The sequence below is a fragment of the Desulfolithobacter sp. genome (genome assembly GCF_054025815.1).
The window spans coordinates 22856-46519 of record NZ_JBPMMS010000046.1; the positions used below are offsets into that span (position 1 = coordinate 22856).

Here is a 23664-nt window from a genome sequence, read left to right on the forward strand (position 1 = left end):
ACCATCATGACCCTCATCCTCTTCTCCCGGACCCGAGCCTTTTCCGGCCTGGCCCCTTTCTGGACCCGGTAATCTTCCCGGAATTTTTCATCCTTGTGCCCCCGGACCGGTGTTCTCTGTCAACCAGCCCTGAGACCAGCACCTGTTTCTGCTTCTCCCGGCCGGCATCTGTCCGTTCGACAAAACAGGGCATGCCGGTAAAGGGATTTTTCCCTGTCCAGTACATCAGGGTGGACCAGGTGGAGGGAGTGGGCGTGAACACCTGGACCTGGCGCGGAATCAGCTTGAGCTTCTCGCGGGCAAAGCGTCTGAGGGCCACCATATCCTCCCGGGTGCAGCCGGGATGGGCGGCAATGATGTAGTAGGTGAGAAACTGCGGCAGTCCCTCTTTTTCAGTAAGATCGTAAAAAAGCTCACGAAAACGAAGCAGGGCCCTGGTGCCGGGTTTGCCCATGCAGTCGAGCACCCTGTCCACGCAATGCTCGGGAGCCACCTTCATCTGCCCCGAGACGTGATGCCGGACCAGCTCGCGCAGATACTCCCGTCCATGCTTTTTGTCGGCCAGAATCATATCATACCGAACCCCCGAGGCCACCACCACCTTGCGAACCCCTGGTATTCCGCGAAGCCTGTGCATAAGCTCGATCTGAGGCCGGTGATCAATCCTGAGCGCCGGGCAAGGCTCCGGATACAGACACCGCTTGTCCTGACAACATCCTTTTGTTTGTTTACGGCGACATTCAAAGCCGTACATATTGGCCGTGGGCCCTCCCACGTCCTGAATGACGCCTTTGAACAACGGATGGGCTGCGATCTCCCGGGCCTCGACCACGATGGATTCCTGGCTGCGCCAACGCACGGCTCTCCCCTGATGAACGGCAATAGCGCAGAAATTACACTCACCGTAGCAGCCCCGGTGGGTGGTTATGGCAAAACGGATGGTTTCCAGGGCCCGGACCTTCCCGAACCGGCGATACCAGGGATGCAGCTCCCGTTCAAAACCAAGCCCGTGCACCCGATCGAGCTCTTCGGTGCTCAGGCAGGGGGCCGGTGGGTTCTGAACCAGGAAGCGGGAGTCCTGGCGCTGGGCCAGGGGCTGGGCTGTGACCGGATCGTTGTTTTGATAGAAGAGCTCAAACATCCGCATGAAAGCGTCCCGGTCCCCGGCCGCCTCCTTAAAGGACGGCAGGAGCAGGCAGCCAGCCGGCGAAGAAGAGGACACATAACACAGGCCCCGAATCCAACGCGGATCAGCACCTTTATCCAGCGCATCGGCCAGCTCCACCACCGAACGGTCGGCCATGCCGTAGAGCAGATAATCACCCCGGGCGTCAAAAAGAATGGAACGGCGGACCCTGTCGTTCCAGGCATCGTAATGGGCGATCCGGCGCAGACTTGCCTCTATGCCGCCCAGAACTATGGGGCAGGTATTCTTGAAATGACTGCGGATCAGGTTGGCATAGACAATGACCGCCCGGTCCGGCCGGCGGGTATTGACTCCGCCCGGGGTATAGTCATCCCGGTGCCGTCGTTTGCCAGTGGCTGTACGGTTTGCCACCATGGAGTCGATGCAGCCACCGGATACGCCCCAGAACAGCCTTGGCTCTCCCAGCCTGGTTATATCGCGACCCGACCCCACATCCGGCTGAGCGATCACCGCCACCCTGTATCCAGCCGCGGCAAGGATCTTGCCCACCAGGGCCACACCGATAAAAGGCGAATCAATGTAGGCATCTCCGGTAACCAGGATAATATCGGCCCGGTCCCAGCCCAACCGGCGAATTTCTTTTCTGGTGGTCGGCAAAAACATTATTATTTTTTATTCCCCTGCCCGGACCGTCGATGCTCGGGCCGGACCGTCACCGTCAACCTCAGCGGGCCGATCTTTCATGCAGATTCCAGTTCCGCGGCCGCCTCGACAGGTAACTTCCGGGGCGGGTGAACCACGAATACGGAACGGCGGCTGTTGCGGGCCACGGAATCTGCCAGAGAACCAAAGAACAGCCTGTTTATCCCACCTTTCCTGGACGCTGTCATGACGATGAAGTCATGATAACGGGACTCCTGAAGAATTGATTCCAGCCTGGACTCGGCCGCCTCCACACGGAACCTGGTTTGAACATCAAAGAAATGCTCATCCAGCCATTGTCCCAGTCGACGTTCACAGGCCTCCTGTTCCTCCCTGGAACTGTCGAGATGTAAGAGTTGAAGGAAGGTGATCCGGGAGTGCCCAACCGTGGCCACGGCCTCGACCACCGGCAGGAGTTCATCAAGTTCATCGAAAAAGAGAAAAGGAACCAGGATCCGCTCACAGGCCAGGGTTCCGACAAAATGGACAGTCACCACCGGACAAAGGACATTGGCCGCCACCTTGTCCACCACCTTCCGGCAGGCATAGGACTTATGCCCGCGCGCATGACCCAGGACCACGGCCCTGGCATTATTGTATTCCGCTGCGGCCACGATTCCGGAAGCCGGGCTGTCATAAATAACCTCGGTCCTCAGGGGATAACCAAGGCTTGCGGCCTCATCTTTTTCCGGCAGAAACATTGCCTCCAGCTCATCCGCGGAATTCCTGCCCCGCTCCCCCTTGTCGAGGACCCGGACCGACATGGGAAGAGCATTGTAATGATGGGCCAGCATGGTGGCAACCCTGGCCAGGCCCCGCACCGTTGCATGGTGATATGCACCAAAAACGACCACCCCCTTTGGACGGGAGGCCGGATGCAACTTCTCAAGAGTCCAGGGCGGCAGGCGCACGCTTTCCGGACGGCGCAGCCATAAACGACAGGCCAGCCCCCGCCGACCCTCGCAATCCGGCTCACCGGCGATAGCAGCCACCTCCCCTCCCTTGACCAGGTTCATCCGTACCAGCAGGGGGCCGAAGAGCTCCGAGAGAACAACATTTGCCAGGACCACCGGTGTTATAATTGTGGTCCAGCTGCCAAGCTGGGGATCACTGGAGATCATGAACACAAGCCCTATGGCTACCCCGGCCTGGGGGAGCAGAGAAAGACCGAGATAGTTGCGGACCACCGGTGGCGCACCAGAAATATACCCTCCTAGCAACGTGCCGAAATACTTACCCAAAGCTCTGAAGACAAAATAGGCCGTGCCTATCCAGCCCGCCATTTTCAAGGCTCCAAGATCCAGGTGCGCACCTGCCATGGTGAAAAACAGGACATATATCGGAGGCTCAAAGGCATTCAGAGCCCGAAAGAGACGTTCGTCCCTTTCGGCCCGGTTGATGATCGTGAATCCGGCAGCCATCCCCGCCAACAGAGGAGACAGGTGCAGCATCCGGCAAAGTTCGCCGCAAAGCAGCAACAGAGCCAGGCCACCGGTCAGCATTTCGCCCCTGTTATGCAGTTTATGGAGGCAGTAATCGATCAGGAACCCGGTAATGACACCGATCAGCAGCGAGGCCCCAATCTCGTAGAACGAAAAAAGAAGCCCATAATAAACCGAAACGTCTCCCGGGCTGGCCAGTTGCCGGCAAACAGACATGGTTATGCCAAATATCATGATCGCCAGCCCGTCGTCCACGGCAACCACAGCCATCAGGGTCGAAGTCAAAGGTCCCCTGGCGCCGCTTTCCCGCACAACATGCAAAATGGCGGCAGGCGCAGTGGCCACTGCAACCGCCCCGAGCAGAAGCGAAAGAATCAGGGTCTCGCTGATGCCGCCATCCTGCAGTGGCGTGACCATCCAGACGGTCAGAAACGTCCCGACCGCCACAAGTACATAGGCGGCGATTGCCTGAATCACAGAAATCCAGCCCACATCTCCGGCCACCCCCCTCAATGTCCGCAGCTCCACATGTTCGCCAATCCCAAACGCGATCAGCATAAGAGCTATCTCTGTAAAATGACTTAGGTTATGACCAATGGTATCTGCCGTAATCAGACCCAGGGAAGAAGGACCAAGCGCCAGGCCGGCCAGGATAAAACCTGTGACCGACGGCAAACGCAAAAGCTGAAAAAACTTGGCGGACAACAGTCCGACCGCGAGCAGAATGGCTATACCAAGAGTCACGTTAATCACGATCAGTATCCCGAGATGAAATGAACTGAAACCTGAATTGAAGGATGACTTTCAGGGCTCGATGTTTTCGCCATCACTTGGTGATTGACCATTACCGGAACAGGAACCAATCCTGTCGGCCAGTTGCAGGAAATCATTCCTGTCCGGGTACATGCACAGGACATTTGCCCGTAACCGTTGCTTCAGACTCTGGTCGGCAACCAGGCACAAAAGCCTGGACAACAGCCGATACAGAATGTCACCCATATCGAAATCAGTACCTTTGCAGGCCTGTTCTTCCACGGCAAGGGCCGACAGGGCCAGATCACAGCGCTTGCGATCTCCCAGGACAAATGATGCCCAGACAAGATGGTCCGTATCCGGATTGATCTTGGGATCACTCATCCAGAAAGCGGGCGGCAGCCGCACCACCCCGAGCTTCTTGGTCATGGCCACGTCAAATCGCCGGACAAGTATGTCCAGATCCGGCCACCGCCCCTGCTCAAGCCCTGCAAGCATGTCGTCAAACAAGAATCTTATCCCCCTTGCCGATAACCACCGCTTTCACCGCAAATGGCGCGCAACACCCAGCTTACCCAAAAGCAGGAACCACGACAACGATCTCGTGGCGGGATTGCACTTTTTTGAAGCATGCGCACCCTTTTCCGGCCCCATGTAGACAAACAGGCAAACCTTCCCGCCTTTCCCCGTAAACGGCCGGGGCCAGCCTCTTCGCACGGTCGTGACTTTCGCATAGATGCGCGTGGCGCCCACCCTCTGGAAACAAAAAAGGACCGGCCCGTGAAAATCCGAGCCAGTCCTTTTCATCCCCTTAAGAGATTCCCGGCCGACCTGGCGACCAGGATTTTTCTACCGCTTGACAATCAGGAAATCATCCTCAACATCCTTCGATGGCCTTTTTCTTGATTGTCTTAATTTTGACCTTGTCATTCACCTTGAACTTGGCGGCCTTTTTACCACAATCCAGGACCACCACGTTTTCCTTGATCTCGGTTACCGTACATTTTCCGGTCGCGGCCAGGACACTGGTTCCTGCCAGGGCGACCATGGCAACCGCTGCCATGACTGTCTGAATTTTCTTACTCATCAGTACCTCCATAACTTTTCATGTTTCTGTTTTTTGTTTCCCTGTTTCCGGTTTCAAGCCTCACCATTCAGCATTGTAAGAAAAGGGGAACCATTTCCCCTTCTCCCTTGATCGACACTGTAGGGCATGCAAAGGCGGAAAAGAAGACGACATGGGGGCAAACGGGGTTGCATGCAGGTCGATGTCGGGTCGTCATTTAAGTTTTTTCAGTATGTTACCTGTACACATCGATCTTGCCGCAAAAAACAGAAAAGGGGTTTTCAAGAGCTGCTGAAGAGCGTATTATCGAACAGTAACTACAAATATTTCTCTTTTTCCGGCAAGAACCCAGAAGATCATGGCCAGAGAGGACAAACCAGGCGGGGGCATCCCCATAATCCGTATCGATGGAACACGTATCCGCCAACTGCGTGAAGCCCAGGGGCTGACCCAGCTCTGCGTGGCCACCAGTGTCGGAGTGACCACGGACACCATCTCGCGCTGGGAGAACAACCGTACTCCGACTATCAAGCGCGAGAACGGCATCCGACTGGCCGAAGTGCTCGGGGTTGACCTGGAAGAGATTCTCGAAGCCCATACCTCCACCGATAACCGCCAGCAGACAGCAACAGCTCCGCCCCCGGTATCGGAAACAGCTGCCACCTCCTTGCCCGGCAAACGTTTCCTGATCTTCGTTTCCGTTCTCCTGGTGGCACTTCTTTTGGGTGCGGCCTATTTCTGGTCCGGCGGCGACAGGGAAAAGATCGATATCCAGGCCACCCGGATACTTCCTGCCGCCTGTGCCCCGGAACTGCCCTTTCCGGTAGTGATCAGGGTCTTAGCCGGAGACGATCGAACGTACCTGATCCGCGAGGGTCTGCCCGAAGGGGTCGAGGTCCTGCAGACCATGCCAAAGGCCACCATTCTCTCCGGCAATGAGCTCAAATGGCTGCACAGAAAAGACAACAACCCGAAACAGACCGGCTATATGGCCCGGGCCTTTGGCCCGTACGGTACCCGGCTCCGGTTCACAGGCAGCGTGGCCATCCGCCAGGGCAGCAAACAGGAACAGACCACCGGCGGCAATGACACCCTGATCCTGAAACCGGTCCACTGGGCCGATACCAACGGTGATTATATCATCAGTGACGACGAGATTCTGGAAGTGTACGACAGGTACGGTGAACTTCCCGGCCTGGACCTGGACAAAATCGAAGAAATCTGGATGGGGTCGGGATACCGCTGGAACCAGGCCACAAAAACCATCGAGGTCCTGCCTTAAACCAGAAAAACAACGACCCTGAAGCAATGGTAAAGATCACTCTCTGGAGAACGCCATGACAGAGCACGGGAAACGCCTTGCAACCCTGGTAGTCACCGCCATGATTCTACTGTTACCGGCCGGACCGGGCTGGGCCCTGGGAGTCATCACCGGCAGGTACACAACTACCCCCCCCACCCAACTGGCCCTGCAGGTGACCATCAAGCCGCCGGCCCCGGCAAGCCTGATCGTCATCCAGCACCTTCCTCCGGGCATCGAGATCGTTTCCTCAAGCCCTGTCTTCAAGAAATACAACCGCAGAAAGGGCACAGTACGCTGGTTGTTCCGGGACCTTGAACCAGGCGAGATGACCATTCACCTCACACTGAAAACCCCAACACCACCCGGACAGGTCAGAGCGGAAATTCGCTATAAAGACCCGGAGACCGGCAAAATGATGACCATCCATATTCCTTAATGATCAGCATCATAAACAAAAAAACAAAAAAGGCCTGGAGAACTGTCCTCTCCAGGCCTTTATTTTTATTTGGTAGCGGGGGGCGGATTTGAACCACCGACCTTCGGGTTATGAGCCCGACGAGCTACCAGACTGCTCCACCCCGCGTCACGTATAGACAATATTAACAGATACGGGCCTGTTGTCAAGGCCGCGTTTGCTCAAGGACAGGCTTTTTTCCCGATCTGCTCTATCTTTTCCCTTATCCCGGGCGGAAAGGGGGTCAATTTTCCCTGGCGGGTTATGCAGGCGTGGTTCGTAAACCCCTTGACCAGCAAAATTTCCCGCCCGTCCCGCTGACAACTGACCCGGTAGGTAAAACGGCAGGACACCTTTTTCAGCTCCACAAGGGAAGTGGCGATGGTCAGCAAATCATCATATCGGGCCGGGGCCTTGTAGCGGAGATAGGATTCGGTGACCGGCAAAACGAGCCCGGCCTGCTCTATTTCGCTGTACGGCATGGCCCAGGCACGCATCATCTCGGTCCGGCCGATCTCAAAAAGGCGCAGGTAATTGGCGTTATACATCACGCCTCCGGCGTCGGTATCCCCATAGATGACCCGGTATGTGGTGGTAAACACCGGTTCATGCAACGAAAGCTGCAGGCCGGCCATCACTGACCCTCCTGTCCCGGATCGATAAAAGCCTGGAAGAACTCCGGACCACTGACCGGTTTTTCCCCCCGCTCAGCCACGGCCCGCTTGACATTACCCTCTGTATAAGAATTGGAAAGAGGGTCATGTACTCCTCTGGAATCATAAATAATCATCGGCACCGGCCAGTCTTCATGGGTCCGGCGGGCCAGGGGGGTGTAATGATCCATGGTGATCACCACCCTGAAGTCCTCACCGCGCTCTTCAAGGGCTTCGACAATAGGGCCGACGATTTTTTTATCAAAGTCCTCGATGGCCTGGACTTTATCCTCCACCTTGCCCTGATGGCCGGCCTCGTCAGGGGCCTCCAGGTGTACCAGGACAAAATCGTCCTCTTCCAGGGCCGCAAGCGCCGCCCGGGCCTTACCCCGGTAGTTGGTGTCCAGATAGCCGGTGGCGCCTTCGACCTCAAGAACCCTGAGACCGCTGCAGACTCCGAGTCCCTTGAGCAGATCGACCGCCGATATGAGGCTGCCGGAGACCCCGTATTTCTCTTTCAAAGGCTCCATATCAGGGCTGCGTCCCTCGCCCCAGAGCCAGATAGCATTGGCCGCCAGCTGCCCCCGACTCACCCGAGCCCGGTTCACCGGATGATCCGCCAGGAGTGCAGCCGCCCGTTCCATGACCTGCTGCAGATCAGGCACCGTGGCATACCCGTTATAAAACTCTGTCACGTCCTGATCCATATAATCATGGGGCGGCACCGTGGTCAGGCCGTCTACCTCCCCCTGGCGGAGAAGAAGGTGGCGATAGCTGATCCCGGGGTAAAACCTCAACCGGTCGGTCCCGCATTCGGCCTGTATGGTCTCGACCAGGGCCCGACCCTCGTCACTGGAGATATGACCGGCCGAGTAATCAAGCATGATAATCCGGCCATCGCCGGTTCGCTCGACAGTGACCAGGTTGCAGCGAAAGGCCATCGTCCCGGGCGCGATCTCCACCCCCATGGAGGCGGCTTCCAGCGGCGCACGACCGGTATAATAGCGTTCGGGAGCATAGCCGAGCAGGGAGAGGTTGGCCACGTCACTGCCCGGTGGAAACCCTTCCGGCACTGTTTGCACCAGCACTGGTCGCGAACGGCGGGCCAAAGCGTCGATGGCCGGCTTACGGGCCGCTTCCAGCGGGGTCGAATTGTCAAGCGATGCGACCGGCGTGTCACCCATGCCGTCACCGACCAGCAGAATGTATTTCACGGTCCTATTCGTCCTCTTCCAGAATCCGGATCTTGACCGTGGGGGCGGTCACCACGTCCAGGGCGTCAATTTCAGCCAGAGCCTTGCCCACCGAGGACTCCAGGGCGGTATGGGTCCGCATGACAATGGAGACCGGGCCGCTCTGTTTGCGCCCCTTCTGGATCACCGACTCGATGGAGATATCATGGTGGCTGAGGATGCCCGAGACGGCCGAGAGGACCCCGGGCTTGTCCACGGCGGAGATACGGAAATAATAGGGACAGGAGAGTTCTTCCATGGGGGTGATTTTCCGGTCGCTGATCTCTTCGGGGAGGTAGGACAGCGGCGGCACCCGGCCCACGGAATTACTGGCGATGTTGCGGGCGATATCAACGATATCCGCCGCCACGGCCGAACCGGTGGGCATCTTGCCGGCCCCGAGCCCGTAGAGCAGAACATTGCCTACCATGTCTCCGGTAAAATGAATGGCATTGAAGGCGCCACTGATACTGGCCAGCAGGTGATGCTCCGGCACCATAGTCGCATGGACCCGGGCCTCCACGTGATCGCCGTGGTTCCGGCTGATGGCCAGAAGTTTGATTCTACAGCCGAACTCGCGGGCAAACTCGATATCCACCGGCTCAATCCGGGAAATACCCTCGGTGGCGATATCGTTGTGGGTGATATTCATGCCATAGGCCATGGTCATGAGGATGGCCAGCTTGTGGGCCGTGTCGATCCCCTCGACATCATAAGTGGGGTCGGCCTCGGCAAAACCCTGCTGCTGGGCATCCCTGAGCACATCCTCAAAGGGAGTGCCCTCATCGGTCATCCGGGTGAGGATGTAGTTGGCCGTCCCATTCATAATGCCCATGATCGAGAGAATACGGTTGGCAACCAGCCCCTCGCGCAGGGCCTTGATCACCGGGATACCGCCGCCGACACTGGCCTCAAAGCCCACTTCCACTCCATGCCGGGCCGCGGCGGCAAAGATATCCCGGCCTTCCTGGGAAAGCAGGGCCTTGTTGGCGGTCACCACGTGTTTTCCGGCCGCGATGGCATTCATGACAAAGGTTTTTGCCGGCTGGATCCCGCCGATAAGCTCCACCACGATATCGATTTCCGGGTCACCTATCAGCTCGGCGGCATCGTTAGTCAGGGCCACGTCGCCAAACCTGGGTGGCAGCTCGGAGATATTGATATCTGCCACCTTGGCCAACCGGAGGCAAAGCCCGGAGCGCTTTTCCAGCCGTTCCTGCTGGGCGTACAGTACTTCGGCCAGCCCACTGCCGACAGTACCAAAGCCAATGAGTCCTACACGTATTTCTTTCATGATAAGATTCTTGTATTTCTTGTTTCCAGGTTCCGGACGATATAGTTACGGCCGATCTCTGTAATCGACCATAACTGCGGTAACGGTTCTTCCGCACCATATCCGGCCATTTCTACCCTCTTTGCCCGGAGTTGTCAAAAAATATGGCAGGGCCGCATGTTTCCCGATCCCGGGAATAATTCCGCAAATCAACTGTTTCCTGATCCCGGGAAGGGCCATATTTTCATAGCTTAAACGGGCAAGTTACGGTATAGTTTGCCGGTTAATGAAGGGTCATTCATCTCGCCGCACCCTTCATTCCCTGTCATATCATAAAGTTATCAGGTTATCTTTTTTTCAATCCAACACAAGGAGACAGATATGAACATTCTGGCTTTTGGACCGAACGGCAGTGGCAAGGGCACCCAGGGCGCTATCATCAAGGACAAGTATGGCTTGGCCCACATCGAATCCGGCGCCATTTTCCGTGAGCATATCAAGGGCGGGACCGAGCTTGGCAAGAAAGCCAAGGAATACATCGAGCGCGGCGACCTTGTACCCGACGACATAACCATCCCCATGGTCCTGGAAACACTGGGCAAATACAAGGATCAAGGCTGGCTGCTGGATGGCTTCCCCCGCTCCCTGGCCCAGGCCGAGGCCCTGGACAAGGCCCTTCAGGAGTCCGGCATGAAGCTCGACTACGTGATCGAAATCGTTCTTCCGCGCGAGGTGGCCAAGGAACGTATCATGGGCCGCCGCCTCTGCGCCAACGACAACAACCATCCCAACCATATCGCCTTCGAGGCCATCAAGCCGGTGGAAAAGGACGGCAAGCTGGTCTGCCGGGTCTGCGGCGGCGAACTCTCCACCCGGGCCGATGACCAGGACGAAGAGGCCATCAACAAACGTCACGACATATACTACGACGACAAGACCGGCACCATGGCCGCGGTGAACTATTTCAAAAACAAAGGGGATGTAAAGGTTATCTCCGTTGACGGCTCCAAGAACATCAAGGAAGTTTCCGAGTCCATTCTCAAAGAACTGCCGTAAGCACTCTTTTTCACGGTTGGCCGAGAACAAAAAGCGTTTTCATGTCGCATGGCATGAAAACGCTTTTTTCAACTTCTCCAGATTAACGACCTATCGCAAGAGTTTCACTTCCCATGAAACAGACAATCAAAATCGGTACGCGGGCCAGCCTGCTGGCTGTCACCCAGTCCACCTGGGTCAAGAACCAGATCGAAGCACACCACCCCGACACCAGAGTCGAGCTGGTCAAGATCACCACCAAGGGAGACAAGATCCTTGACGTACCCCTGGCCAAAGTTGGCGGTAAGGGTCTTTTTGTCAAGGAAATCGAAGACGCGCTGCTCGAAGAGCGGGTCGACCTGGCCGTGCACTCCATGAAAGACGTCCCCACCGACCTGCCAGAAGGGTTGCATGTGGCTGTCGTCCCGATCCGGGAAGTAGTCCAGGACGCTTTTATTTCGGCAAAGTACGCAAGTCTATCCGAGCTTCCCGATGGCGCGACAATCGGCACTTCGAGCCTGCGCCGCAAGGCCCAGCTCGCCAGCCTGCGGCCCGATCTGAAAATACGGGATCTGAGGGGCAACCTGGACACCAGGCTGCGCAAACTGGACGAAGGCATGTATGATGCCATCATCCTGGCCGGAGCCGGTCTGAACCGGCTTGGCATGCAGGATCGGATCACGACTCTCTTCCCCGTGGAGGAAATGCTGCCCGCCATCGGTCAGGGTTCCCTCGGTATCGAACTTCGCCAGTCGGACAACGAACTCCTGGAAGGACTTCAGTTTCTCCATCACGAAGAAACCGCGATGGCGGTTACAGCGGAGCGCGCATTCCTCCTGCGCCTGGAGGGCGGCTGCCAGGTCCCAATCGGTGCCTATGCCACGGTGAACGGCAACGACCTGACCCTGACCGGCCTGATCGCTTCGGTGGACGGCAAAACCGTGCTCAGGGAACAGGCCAGCGGTTCGGTATCCGAGGCGGCCAGTCTGGGCCGGAACCTGGCGGAAGTACTGCTCAAGCGGGGTGGCAGGGCCATACTCGATGAAGTATACGGAGAAAACAACCAGGCGTAAGCACCTGCAACCATAATCAACTCATGAACAACACGGACGAACAAAACAACAGGACCGGTAAAGTGTACCTGGTCGGGGCTGGCCCCGGGGATCCGGGGCTTATCACCCTGCGGGGGAAATACCTCCTGGAGCGGGCCGAAGTGGTGGTTTACGATTACCTGGCCAGCAAGAAACTGCTCCGGCACGTGCCGGACACGGCCAAACTGATCTATGCCGGCAAAAAGGGCGGCGGTCTGCACGCCTTCACCCAGCAGGAAATCAACACCCTTCTCGTAAAACATGCCCGTGCAGGCAGGATTGTCGTCCGCCTCAAGGGCGGCGATCCGTTCATTTTCGGCCGGGGAGCGGAAGAGATCGAGGAGCTGGTCCGGGCTTCGATTCCCTTTGAAGTGGTCCCGGGCGTAACCTCGGCCACCGCCGCGGCCACCTATGCCGGCATCCCCATCACCCACCGAGCCTACACCGCCTCGGTGGCCTTTATCACCGGCCACGAGGATCCCACCAAAAAAAAATCCAATATCGCCTGGGACAAGCTGGCCACCGGTGCCGGGACCATTGTCATCTACATGGGAATCAAGAACCTGCCCATCATCACCGCCAAGCTGATCGAAAACGGTCGGGATCCCCAGACCCCGGTGGCCGTGGTCCGTTGGGCTTCCACCCCGCAGCAGCACTCGGTGGAAGGAACTCTTGCGACCATAACCGACGTGGTCCGGGAAAGCGGTATCAAGCCGCCGGCCCTGGTTATTGTCGGCGAAGTGGTCAAGCTGCGAAACTCCATTGACTGGTTTGAAAAACGACCTCTGTTCGGTAAACAGGTAGTGGTAACCCGGACCCGGGAACAGGCCAGCGAGCTGGTGGCACTGCTGGAGGAAAACGGGGCCGACTGCCTGGAATACTCCACCATCCATATCGAACCGGTGGCAGACACCAGCGAGGTGGATGCGGCTCTTGGCACAATCGACACCTATGACTGGCTGCTGTTCACCAGCATCAATGCGGTCACCTGGTTTTTCAAACGGTTATACGAACTGAAGATGGATACCCGGGACCTGCGCTGCAAAATCGCGGTAGTAGGCCGGGCCACGGCCGATGAACTGGTCAGGTATGGTATCCGCGCCGACCTGGTGCCGGAAAAATTCACCGGAGAAGGGCTGGCCGAAGCCCTGATCAAGGAAGGAGTCCGGGGAACCCGGATTCTCCTGCCCCGGGCCCTTGAGGCCCGTGAGGTGCTGCCACAGCGACTGACCGAAGCCGGAGCAGAAGTACAGGTCGCCCCGGTGTATCAAAACGTTCCGCCACAGGGACGAAAAGAAGAGCTGCGCGAACAGCTTCAGAGAGGCATGATCGACCTGATCACCTTTACCAGTTCATCCACGGTGCACAACTTCCTGACCATGATCGACGCCCGGGATCATGAGGAACTGCAACGATTGATGGACGGAGTCACGATTGCCGCCATAGGGCCGATCACCGCCCGGACGGTCACCGATGCCGGCCTGAAGGTCGATATACAACCGGAGCGCCATACCATCTCCGACATGATTCGGGCCATTGTCAACCATTACGAACACGGTACCGGGTAGAACGATCCAGGATCCATGCCACCAGGAGTGACGACAGCACGAGAAACCAGTCCAGCGGGCGGTTTGCGCTGGACAGCCCGTGCCCACCTGCGGCAGAAAAGCGAACGCAACCGTCACCTTGCCCGAAATCTGCCCGGCAGCCGCTCCCAAAACCATTCCGGAACAACGGATGACTCGCCCCTGCGCTGCGCCCGTTGTCGCGCCCCTGTCACCAGCCGCTCAGAGGCTATCTCGGTTCACAACAGCCATGAACACGCTTTTTTCAATCCTGCCGGTATCGCCTTCGAAATACGTTGTTTTCGGCAGGCACCCGGCTGTCTTGTCTCCGGACAGCCTACCAGCGAATTCACCTGGTTTGGTGGCTATACCTGGCAACTGGCCATCTGCGCCGGTTGCCGCTGTCACCTGGGATGGTTTTTCGCCAGACCTGCGAGCTCATTTTTTGCTCTTATCGCCGATAATATTCTATGAGACCACGTTCCCAAACCACTACCGTTGAACAGGAGAACAACCATGCCGGATATTCATCAAACATCTTATCGTCAGAGCCTGTTGAAGACCCTGTCAAACAAAACAGCCCTGGCCGCCACTGCCCTTCTCCTGACCGCCTTCATCTTTGGCTGCACCACGAGGCCAACCGGTGTGGCCCCATACAATAGACAGGTCGATGCTCTGTTCCAGAGCGCAACCATTGTGCCGGATCACACCTATTATTTTTTCGGTTCGGAAAACGATCCCGATGCGGTCATCGTTATCGACAACCGCTACCGACTGCAAACCAACCGAGTCTGGGCAAGAGCCGAAGTCTCTGAAAAACAGCTGCAGAGATGGGCCTTCATGGCCCGAACCTACGAAGGAGATCTTGCCTGCCCCTACCGCGGGGTCGTCCTGCGCGGTCCGGATGAGCAACAGGTCGGCATGGGGTATTCCCGCTGGACCTTCACCGCCATAACCTACCCCGAACCCGGGGTGGTGGCCGTATCCGAACCAATCCCCCTGGGCACCTGCCGGGACCAGAAACGTACTGATGACATGTAGACTGGCAAACCCGCATGGTGGATGGCAGAAAAAGTACAATTTTTTGTATTGCCTTTCTCCGGGACGATGGTAATATGTAGTTAAAGGTACATACCATAGAGACACCAGGGGAAAATGAAACCAAGGGAAATCGTTCCAGTATTGATGACAGCCGTCGCGCTCATGACCTGTAGCGTGCTGCCTGCGGTGGCCGAAGACAGCGGTGAGATTCCTGTCTTCAGCGGCAAAGACAATGCTGTCAACAATATTCTTCGCTCGGCCGGCCTCAAGGGACTGGAACCGGAACAGAACGGATTTTCCTTGTCGCTCAAGCCTGTGTCGGACAGTGAAAAGAAACTGTTCAAAGACGGCGACCTGCTTAACGGACAGAATATCACCCTGTCCTACGAAGGTTCTTCCGGCCTGCTTGGTTTTTCCGCCGGCTACCTCTACACCACACCGGATGACAAAACCCAGCCGACCCTCCTGCTGGGCATGAGTGACCTCAAACCCCATGCCCCTCAGAAGGCCTGGTACCTGGCAATGGACCTGTCCAGAACGTTCAGACTGGACGACAACATCTCGCTTGGGATTGACTCCAAAACCGCCCTCATGGATGACCCCTTTGCCGAGGAAGATAACCGTATCCTCTCCCTGCTCCTGAGCATGCCGGTGTTGATTCAAAAGCGGATCACCATCACTCCTGAACTCCAGTGGTCCCGCACCATGTCGGAAAACCAGGCGAGCGTCGATCCCGATTCGAGCGATCTCCAGGTCGAAGAAACCACGCGGGATGTGTTCTATGGCGGGGTTTCCATCACCTTTTCCTATTGATACCGCGCTCCGACCACACGTCCCTTTCCGTCCACGCTCCAAGCACCTGCACTGACTGCTCCTGCAGGCAACCTCCTCTTTGCTGTTTTTTGCTTGCACGGTTTTCCTTCTGATGCTCTAATGCCTCCGATATTTTATCGTTTATCGGTTTTCCAAGAAATGGCTCCAACCATGATGGAATCATAAAAAGTCCTTCACACTTTAAAGATGGCTAAGCACAGATAGCAAGCGAAGCGAGACCTTCGAAAGTTCGATATACAGGTAAGCGAACGGAGTGAGACTCCGAGGCGTAGCGGTGCCGGCCAGGCGGAGGCGTACATATGGTACGACGAGCATTGGCCGTACCCGCTGCAACGCAGTAGATCGGACTTTTTGCGACGCCATCAACCATCAAGAGAATGTTCATGATACTGTCGTTCTTCCGCTGCTCCACGTTGCTGTTCCTGTGCTTTTTTCTGTCCATTTCCACGGCAAACGGCCAGAGCGTCCAGAAAAAAAAGGTCGTGTTCCTTCCTTTTTCCATCGAAATACAAGGACCCTATGACTACCTGGCCGATGGCCTGTCCTCCATCCTGGCTTCGCGGCTGGCCAGGCGGGCACCCATTATCGGACTGCACAGGACCAGCGAGACCAGAAAACTGACCAGTGATCTACAGTCCGGCAGTCAGCAACCGGTCCGATACATCCTGAAACAACTGGGAGCGGATTACCTCGTTCTCGGGAGCGTGGGGAAAAACAGGGAAGAGAATACCACCCGGATATCAGTTTTTGTCCTGAACCCAAATAACTCACAGCCACGGATTTACTCCCGACCCATAGATGATATCAGTCAGGCAGTTCAGGCTGTGGATAGCCTGGCCTGGGACATTGCCGTTGATGTCTTTTCGGTGCAAAGGCCCGGAAAAACCGGGGCAGAAAAGAACAAACAGGCAGATACCGGACTCAACGCTTTCGAGACAGCCCACCCTGAACGGGCCTTCAAGGAAGGCATCTACCAGGACACCGGCTCCGGCCTGGCAGGGGCAAAGGATTTCAGTCTGCTCATGGCCCGCAAGAGCCGTGAACTGGATCTGGACCCGGCAGACCTGGATGTGGCCGATCTGGACGGTGACGGCACAAGGGAAATCGTCCTGGCCACCCGCCAGGCACTGTACATCTACCAGTATGTGGATGAACACTTCACCAGGAAGGGTGTCATCGACCTGGCCGATTATATTGCCATCCATGCCATCAACATCGCCGATCTGAACGGAAACGGACGCCCGGAAATCTATGTCAGCGCCAGCAACCGTATGGAGCCCGCCTCGGCGATTATCGAGTGGAACGGCAAACAGGCAACCTTTATCCGACGGGATGTGAACTGGTACCTGCGGCCCAGTGTTGATCCGACCAGAAAACAGATCCTCCTCGGCCAGAAAAGCGGAATCGACAGTCCCGTGGGAGAGACCATTTACGAACTGAGCTACGGGCCGGGCAACGTCCTGCAGCCGGTGCAGAAAATCTCCATCCCGCCGGGGTATACCCTGTTCGATTTCGCTCTGGTGGACCTGGACCAGGATGGTTCCCAGGAAATCGTCGGCCTGGACCGGGGCAACAAAATGCACATCTTTGACCGGCAGGGAGCTCTGCTGTGGAAATCCGGCGCCAGTTACGGGGCCAGCAGGAACTACTACGGCACCAAATCCATTTCCAGCGAGATGATGTTCAAGATCCACACCAGGATCACTGCCCGCGACATGAACGGCGACGGCAGGCCTGACCTGATCATCGGTCGCAACCGGCTCACCCACGTACCCTATCTGAAAAAAATGCAGTATTTCGAGGGCAGCTCCATAGCCTGCCTCAGCTGGAAGGATGGCCGAATGTATACCCTGTGGGAAACCGCCAAACTGCCGGACTACACCGCCGGATACCAGGTTGTCAATGCCGGTGACCAGACACAGGCCAGAAAGGTTCGCCTCTACTTCTCCCAGTCACCGGAGAGTTATCCGATGTTTTTCTTTGGCTCCAGAGCCTCCACCATCCACATGTACGAGCTGGGAAAGAAGTAAAACCACAGGGAAATAACGCACTGCGGCCAGTCTTCTGACCCTGAGTTTTTTTATTGCGATCCGTCGATCATATTCGGACATGGTTGCTTCGACACCAGTCATGCTGGTTGGGTTGAGGAACGAAACCCAACTATATTTTTTTACTTCCTCGGATCATGCAATATCGGCAGGCACGTCCTATAGGCAGGACTTGTGCATAACAGGGTCGGAGTGGATTATCCCTTGTTCTGTTGGGTTTCGTCCCTCAACCCAACCTACGTGTTGTATGTACAGAATATTTTCATCGTTTGGTGTTGTGCCCGGCGTGACGGGAATGGTCGCTCAGCATGACGCAGAGATCTGACGAAAATACCATTTATGAACAGACACAAGCTCAGGTGCCACCGGAATATGAACAGGGGAACTTTTGTTTCGATGACCGCAACTGCGCCCGCCCACTGGCTGCGCAGGAAAGATCTCCCCAATCCCTTACAGGAACACAAAGACAGCGGTCAGGTAAAAAAAATTGTACACAGGTAAAAAAAACTTGACGACCACGTCGGGAAGGAATATTCTGCGCATGAATAAAAGATATTATTTTGCTCCTGCGGTCGGACTGTCAGGAGCAGGAACAACCGTTCTACATAAACAGAAAGGAGAGAAGAGATGAAGAAAGTAATTGCTGCAGCTGCCGGCCTGATGCTGGTCGGGGCCATGGCTTCCGCCGCCGTGGCTGAAGTAACCATGAGTGGTGATGCCCGTGTCCGTTACATCTACAAAAACAGTTACGACTTTGGCGCCAACGCAGCCAAGGACGGATGGGACTACTTTGATTCCCGTATCCGGGTAAAAGTTGATGCCACTGCCAAAGGCGGTGCCTTCATGAAAGCCCGGATGCGCTTTGATGATTACAAGTGGGACGGCCAGGGCTGGGGTGCGGCCTCTGAGGACAAGAATATCTGGGTTGACTATGGCTACATCGGAATCCCCATGGGTAATGTTACCCTGATGGGTGGCCGGATGGTCGGCAACTTCTCCGAGTTTTTCTCTTACGACACCCGTCCCAGCCGGGTTATGCTTCAGTATAAATCCGGTGGCCTGACCGTCAAGGCCCTGGTGGACACCAAGGATGATGCCAATGTTGGCGACAACGGCCCAACCGATGTCAACGACGACAACGACTTCCGCGCCTATGGTCTTGTTGTCTCCAGCAAGATCAACGACGCCTGGTCGGTCAAGGCATACGCCCGGTATCAGGATGACGAGCGGATGGAAGACATATCTACGACAACTATTATCGATGATCTGGATAACAGTTTCGCAGTACAGGACGGTGATGCTATCGAACTAAACACTGTCACGAACACCACTCCCCACACTGACGCTTCCGGTTTCCTCGGTTCCATTCATGTGGATGGCAAGGTTGACGCCCTGAGCATTGCGGCCGAGCTGGCCTACAAGGAGTCCGATGTCCAGGGAACCGTTGATAACGGTATCGGTATATATGCCAACCTCGCCTACGCCATGGGTGCCATGACCCCGTCTGTCAACATCGGTATCACCCGCAATGGTTATACTGCTGACGGTGATTTTGGCTGGATCATGATCGGTGACATCGAGCCTCTGTCTGTGGTTTCAAATGTCGGTAGCAGCGACACTGAGTGGTGGTGGATCGCCCCGAGCATCAACTACGCCATCAGTGACAACATGAGCCTGACCGGTAACCTGGTCTATGTTGACTTCAGCGATGACGACAACAATCCGGCCACCAACCTGGATGGTTCTGCCTTCGAGCTGTCTGCCATGCTCAAGTACACCGTATCCGAAGGTGCTGACCTCTACTTCGGTGCCGGTATGCTGTCTCCGGATTTCGACGATCCTACCGCAGCCGACGACACCGCCTATGGTGCCATGGCCAAGATGCAGATCAAATTCTAAAGCCTGATGCAGATCTGACACATTTTGCTGTGTAGTAATAAACGGACCCGCCTTCTGGCGGGTCCGTTTATTTGGGGACGTCACTTTGATGAACACAAATGCGCCATAAAGTGATCCTCCCCATAGTCGGCGCCGGGGTGTTCATGTCCACCCTGGACAGCTCCATGGTCAATGTGGCGCTGCCGACCCTGATGCGCACCTTTGGCTCCAGCCTGGCCCTGACCCAATGGGTGGTTCTTGTCTACCTGCTGACCATCACGGGATTTCTGCTGTTCTGGGGATATTTTTCCACCCGCTACGGCCTTGGCCGGGTATACCGCTATGGTCTGCTGATCTTTTCCTTGAGCTCGCTCTGTTCTTCCCTGGCCCCGACCATACACCTCCTGATCCTGAGCCGATTTATCCAGGCCCTGGGCGGTTCCATGATGATGGCGGTTGGTCCGGCCCTGATCCGAGCGGTCTACCCCCCGGGCCAGCTGGGTGCGGCTCTGGGCCGGATTGGCATTGCCACCTCCCTGGGATTGATGACAGGGCCTGTCCTTTCAGGCCTGCTCATCCACTGGTTCCACTGGCGGCTTATATTCCTGATCACCGTACCGGTAGGAGTGACAGCGTACTTCCTTGCCAATGGATTCAACTCTCCAGGCTCCGCAGCCCCGGAGAAGAACGAAAAATTTGATCTGAAGGGCGGCCTGCTCTGGATAGCAGCAGTAACCTCTACAGTGCTGCTCGCCAGCACTTTCACACATCAACAGGGCAAGTCACACACCACCGCCCCGGCAACCATGCTCACAGGGATCATCACCCTGGGCACATGGTTTCTTCTGCTGCTGCACGAGCGATCCTGTCAGACCCCCCTGCTGCCGACACAGCTTTTCAAAAAACGTTTTTTTGCCATGGCAATACTGAGCTCCATGCTCTCCTTCATGGTGCTCTTTTTTGTTATCTTCCTTATTCCGTTCTACCTGACCAATGTCCGGGAACTTGGCTCAGACACCATCGGCCTTGTGATGATGGCCATTCCCCTGTGCGTCTTCTTTGTCGCCCCTGTGGCCGGCATGCTGTACGACCGGATCGGGGCGAGAATCATCGCCACCACCGGTCAGCTCTGCTGCCTGCTCGGCCTGATTCTCCTCACCGGCCTGTCCACGAACACGCCTCTTCAATATATTGGCGTCTGCCTTGCTCTCCTCGGTTTTGGCCAGGCCATGTTCCTGGCCCCCAACTCGGCCGCTGCCCTGGCCGGGGTCAACAGTCACCAGGCCGGGATCACCTCGAGCCTGCTGGCCACGGCCCGAAACATGGGTATGCTGCTGGGGACCGCTCTGGCAGCCCTGCTTTTCACCTGGTATTTTTCCCGCCTCACCGGCGGGCTGGACATGAAAGACTACCGGCCCGACCTGGCGCCGGAATTCCTGAAGGCCCTCAACCGCACATTCCAGGTTGGCTGTCTTCTTGCTTTTGGCTCTGTGACGGCCTCGTGGTGCCGAGGCGAAAAGAGCTGAAAATGGTTCAGGACATCAACGTGTCAGGCAGGGAAACCTTCACTTCCGTCCCGCCGTTCTCTCCCCTTCCGGACTGTATCTCCAGGCGGCCGCCATGGTCCTTGACGATACGCTTGACCAGGGTCAGCCCCATACCGGTGCCATAAGTCTTGGTGGTGAAGAAGGGCGCGGTGGCCCGCTCCAGATTGAAATTGGTTATGCCTGAGCCTGTGTCTCGGACAATAATTGCAATTTCGCCTCCACGCCGCTGCACCTCGATGGTCAGCCGTCCACCGCCGCCCATGGCCTCCACCGCGTTGCGAATCAGGTGTACCATCACCTGGCCAATCTGGTCCGGATCGATATCCAGGACCGGTTCCGGCTCCGGCAGGATCAGTTCATGGTCTATGTTGCAGCGCTGCAATGCGCTGTAGCAGAGTACCAGTGATTTCTGGATCAACTGGTAGAGCGATACGGACCTGCGCACCGGTTTCGTCTGTTCGACAAAGGAGAAGAGATCGATAAGGGTTTTTTCAATCCTGGTGGCCTCCCGGGTCATCATGTTGAGAAACTTGAGCCACTCCGGATCACTGGTCTTCCTGGCAAGTAACCTGGCGGTACCGCCAATGGAGGTGATGGGGTTGCGGATATTATGGGCCAGCTGGGCCGCCATATGGCCCAGGGCGGAATATCGCTCCGCCTCGACCAGCATATCCCTGTTCTTCTCCAGCTCGCGGGTCATGGCCTCCAACTCGCGGATCTTGCGTTCCATGTTCGTATGGAGGCGACAGTGTTCGATGGCCAGGCTGGCCTGGCTGGCAAAGCTCTCCAGGGCCCGGATCAGATCTTCGGTAATGGGCTCCCTGGTGACAAAATGATCCGCGATCAGCACCCCCAACGCGCGACTTGGAGAATAGAGAGGAACCACCACAAACGATTCTTCCTGCAACAGACCTATGAGGCCCGGGTCCACAGGACAGTCGCTTTGCCCGTCCTTCACACAGATGGAGCGCCGTTCCCGGACAGCACGGATCAGAATATGATCCTCCTGCCAGCTCTCCACCCGCATGGCCTGGACAATCCGGTTCACCTCGCTGTCTCCGGTAAAACAGTGGGCCTTTATCTTTTCGATGATCTCCTGAAAACCAAGCTCCCTCTCCCGCATTTCCCGCCAGATGTTCCCGGCATCCTCCCGCCGGCCCGGGCCTATGGCAAGCCGCCCTTCAAGTACCTCACCCTCGTCATCAAAAAAGGCCAGAAAAGCCCGATTGAATCCCAGCCCCTCCCGGGCCGTGATCCCCACCAGGATGGCCAGGAGTATCTCGTCGAGCTCGGTCATGCTGAGATAGGCCGAATTCATCTTCATGGTCAACTCGTGTAAAAGGCCGATCCGGAAACGGACCTGTTCGAGCTGCTGCTGATAGCGACGGTTGTTGATGGTCAGCCGTCGCTTTTCAAGGACCCGGCAGAGCGTCTGGAGAAAATCGGTGAACTGGAGCGGTTTGGTGAGGTAATCGTCAGCGCCCAGGCGCAGACAGGCAAGCGCCGTCTGAAGATCGGTCACCGCTGTGAGCATGATGATGGAGGTGTCTGGAAACCGATCCTTCAGTTCCGGCAGCAACTCCCTGCCGTCACCATCGGGCAGACCGATATCCAGCAGAACCAGGGCCACCGGACGCTTTTCAAGGTGCTCGCGCAACCCGGCCGCAGAATCGGCGCTCAGCACCGGAAAACCGTGCTCGTTAAGAAAGTCGGCCACCAGGCGGACAAGTTCGGGGCAATCGTCGACAATGACGATCGTCTCCCGTTCTTCGAGAAGCTGTTCTCCGGGCAGGGAAGAAGGGGAACATTCGGGATGCAGGGGATCGTCCTTGGCCATGGCCGCTCCTTGTGCTCTGAATCCGGACCAGCGCCGCCAAAGGCCGGCTTTGTTGCCGACTACCACCCCAGCGGCGTGGATTCAGATTTCTATAGGCATGGTTTTGTTCTTACCGCCGAAAAAACCCCATGTCAAGAAGCCAGGGAGACCATTCTCGGATTGCCTGTGCCACCTGATGGTGGTAAGCTGTATTATTGTGGCCATCAATTGTTAGGTTCCCAGACCGAACCTGGTTCTGAAACAGAAAAAAATACCATGTCATCAGACCCTGCAGCCACCGGAGAAGTCAGCGATGAAATTCTGCTTGGAGTAATCGCCGACTTCCTGGAAATGGGCCATGTGGAAAACATTGTCGCCATGTTCAAGGCCGAACCCCGATACTACGGCTGGACCGGTGACCTGCTCCGGGATGAACGGTTTGCCGTCCGGCTGGGTGTTTCTGTCCTGTTTGAATACCTGGTGGAACAGCGGCCCGACCAGGTGGAGCTGGCCATCGATTCCCTGGTTCGCCAACTGGACAGCAACACGCCGGCCTGGATCAGGGGCGAGGCAGTCAGCGTTCTGGGAATCATAGGCACTGAAAAAGCCCTTGCCCGCGTGCGACTCCTGATGAACGACCCTGATCCCCAGGTAGCCGAAGTGGCCAGAGACATTGTCGGACAAAAGGAAAACCCGGATCTGTCAGGTTCCTGATCCGGGCCCGACGGAACCGGAAACACCTCCATTGGCCGGAAAGCAGCGCTCCGGATCTGGAAGACTGCCT

At 56.7% G+C, this 23664-nt stretch carries 20 protein-coding genes and 1 tRNA gene; 12 read left to right on the forward strand and 9 right to left on the reverse strand.

From position 1 onward, the window contains the following. Positions 1–13 precede the first annotated feature (13 nt). The 4 genes from ACXJJY_RS12760 to ACXJJY_RS12775 form a co-directional block, all read right to left on the reverse strand. Positions 14–1810: a YgiQ family radical SAM protein gene (locus ACXJJY_RS12760; protein ID WP_456388607.1), complete on the reverse strand. Its 1797-nt coding sequence runs from the start codon at positions 1808–1810 to the stop codon at positions 14–16. Positions 1811–1887: 77 nt separating this feature from the next. Then, a complete protein-coding gene (locus ACXJJY_RS12765) occupies positions 1888–4044 on the reverse strand; it encodes a cation:proton antiporter domain-containing protein (RefSeq protein WP_456388609.1) in 2157 nt (718 codons plus the stop codon). Positions 4045–4095: 51 nt separating this feature from the next. Next, positions 4096–4554, reverse strand: coding sequence for a hypothetical protein (locus ACXJJY_RS12770; protein WP_456388611.1), 459 nt, complete (start codon positions 4552–4554; stop codon positions 4096–4098). Positions 4555–4921: 367 nt separating this feature from the next. After that, entirely contained in the window at positions 4922–5131 is a 210-nt protein-coding gene (locus ACXJJY_RS12775; RefSeq protein WP_456388613.1) for a hypothetical protein, read from the reverse strand. A gap of 337 nt (positions 5132–5468) precedes the next feature. Here ACXJJY_RS12775 and ACXJJY_RS12780 point away from each other — a divergent pair, with 337 nt between their 5' ends. Continuing rightward, positions 5469–6392 (forward strand): helix-turn-helix domain-containing protein, encoded by a 924-nt coding sequence (locus tag ACXJJY_RS12780; protein ID WP_456388615.1) that lies wholly within the window; start codon positions 5469–5471, stop codon positions 6390–6392. A 55-nt stretch (positions 6393–6447) separates the two neighbouring features. Then, entirely contained in the window at positions 6448–6849 is a 402-nt protein-coding gene (locus tag ACXJJY_RS12785) for a hypothetical protein (protein WP_456388617.1), read from the forward strand. A gap of 70 nt (positions 6850–6919) precedes the next feature. Here ACXJJY_RS12785 and ACXJJY_RS12790 read toward each other — a convergent pair. The 4 genes from ACXJJY_RS12790 to ACXJJY_RS12805 all read right to left on the reverse strand — a co-directional run bounded on the left by ACXJJY_RS12790 (position 6920) and on the right by ACXJJY_RS12805 (position 10046). Further along, a tRNA-Met gene (locus tag ACXJJY_RS12790) sits at positions 6920–6996 on the reverse strand. Positions 6997–7049: 53 nt separating this feature from the next. Next, entirely contained in the window at positions 7050–7502 is a 453-nt protein-coding gene (locus ACXJJY_RS12795) for an acyl-CoA thioesterase (protein WP_456388619.1), read from the reverse strand. Then, complete coding sequence (locus ACXJJY_RS12800; RefSeq protein ID WP_456388621.1) at positions 7502–8734, reverse strand: cofactor-independent phosphoglycerate mutase; 1233 nt, start codon at positions 8732–8734, stop codon at positions 7502–7504. The genes ACXJJY_RS12795 and ACXJJY_RS12800 overlap by 1 nt, the downstream gene beginning before the upstream one ends. A 4-nt stretch (positions 8735–8738) precedes the next feature. Beyond that, a complete protein-coding gene (locus ACXJJY_RS12805) occupies positions 8739–10046 on the reverse strand; it encodes a homoserine dehydrogenase (protein ID WP_456388623.1) in 1308 nt (435 codons plus the stop codon). 360 nt (positions 10047–10406) lie between these two features. Here ACXJJY_RS12805 and ACXJJY_RS12810 point away from each other — a divergent pair, with 360 nt between their 5' ends. The 9 genes from ACXJJY_RS12810 (at position 10407) to ACXJJY_RS12850 (ending at position 21043) form a co-directional block, all read left to right on the forward strand. After that, the gene (locus ACXJJY_RS12810; RefSeq protein ID WP_267927775.1) at positions 10407–11081 is read left to right on the forward strand and encodes an adenylate kinase; all 675 of its coding nucleotides are present in this window, start codon (positions 10407–10409) and stop codon (positions 11079–11081) included. A 113-nt stretch (positions 11082–11194) separates the two neighbouring features. Further along, positions 11195–12133 (forward strand): hydroxymethylbilane synthase, encoded by a 939-nt coding sequence (gene hemC, locus ACXJJY_RS12815; protein WP_456388625.1) that lies wholly within the window; start codon positions 11195–11197, stop codon positions 12131–12133. Positions 12134–12156: 23 nt separating this feature from the next. Further along, positions 12157–13719 (forward strand): uroporphyrinogen-III C-methyltransferase, encoded by a 1563-nt coding sequence (gene cobA, locus ACXJJY_RS12820; protein WP_456388627.1) that lies wholly within the window; start codon positions 12157–12159, stop codon positions 13717–13719. Between the two features lie 27 nt (positions 13720–13746). Further along, positions 13747–14190, forward strand: a complete 444-nt coding sequence (locus tag ACXJJY_RS12825) for a cereblon family protein (RefSeq protein ID WP_456388629.1) — start codon at positions 13747–13749, stop codon at positions 14188–14190. Positions 14191–14232: 42 nt separating this feature from the next. After that, entirely contained in the window at positions 14233–14757 is a 525-nt protein-coding gene (locus ACXJJY_RS12830; protein ID WP_456388631.1) for a hypothetical protein, read from the forward strand. A 114-nt stretch (positions 14758–14871) separates the two neighbouring features. Next, on the forward strand, positions 14872–15570 hold the full coding sequence (locus ACXJJY_RS12835; RefSeq protein WP_456388633.1) for a hypothetical protein: 699 nt from the start codon (positions 14872–14874) through the stop codon (positions 15568–15570). 404 nt (positions 15571–15974) lie between these two features. Further along, positions 15975–17621 carry an FG-GAP-like repeat-containing protein gene (locus tag ACXJJY_RS12840; RefSeq protein WP_456388635.1) on the forward strand — a complete coding sequence of 549 codons (1647 nt, stop codon included), beginning with the start codon at positions 15975–15977 and terminating at the stop codon, positions 17619–17621. A 645-nt stretch (positions 17622–18266) separates the two neighbouring features. After that, positions 18267–19538: a porin gene (locus tag ACXJJY_RS12845; protein ID WP_456388637.1), complete on the forward strand. Its 1272-nt coding sequence runs from the start codon at positions 18267–18269 to the stop codon at positions 19536–19538. Between the two features lie 98 nt (positions 19539–19636). Beyond that, positions 19637–21043 (forward strand): MFS transporter, encoded by a 1407-nt coding sequence (locus ACXJJY_RS12850; RefSeq protein ID WP_456388639.1) that lies wholly within the window; start codon positions 19637–19639, stop codon positions 21041–21043. 7 nt (positions 21044–21050) lie between these two features. Here ACXJJY_RS12850 and ACXJJY_RS12855 read toward each other — a convergent pair whose 3' ends face one another. Further along, on the reverse strand, positions 21051–22901 hold the full coding sequence (locus tag ACXJJY_RS12855; RefSeq protein WP_456388641.1) for a sensor histidine kinase: 1851 nt from the start codon (positions 22899–22901) through the stop codon (positions 21051–21053). Positions 22902–23156: 255 nt separating this feature from the next. Between ACXJJY_RS12855 and ACXJJY_RS12860 the strand changes: the two genes are divergently transcribed. After that, on the forward strand, positions 23157–23594 hold the full coding sequence (locus ACXJJY_RS12860; protein ID WP_456388643.1) for a HEAT repeat domain-containing protein: 438 nt from the start codon (positions 23157–23159) through the stop codon (positions 23592–23594). The last annotated feature ends 70 nt before the right edge of the window (positions 23595–23664 follow it).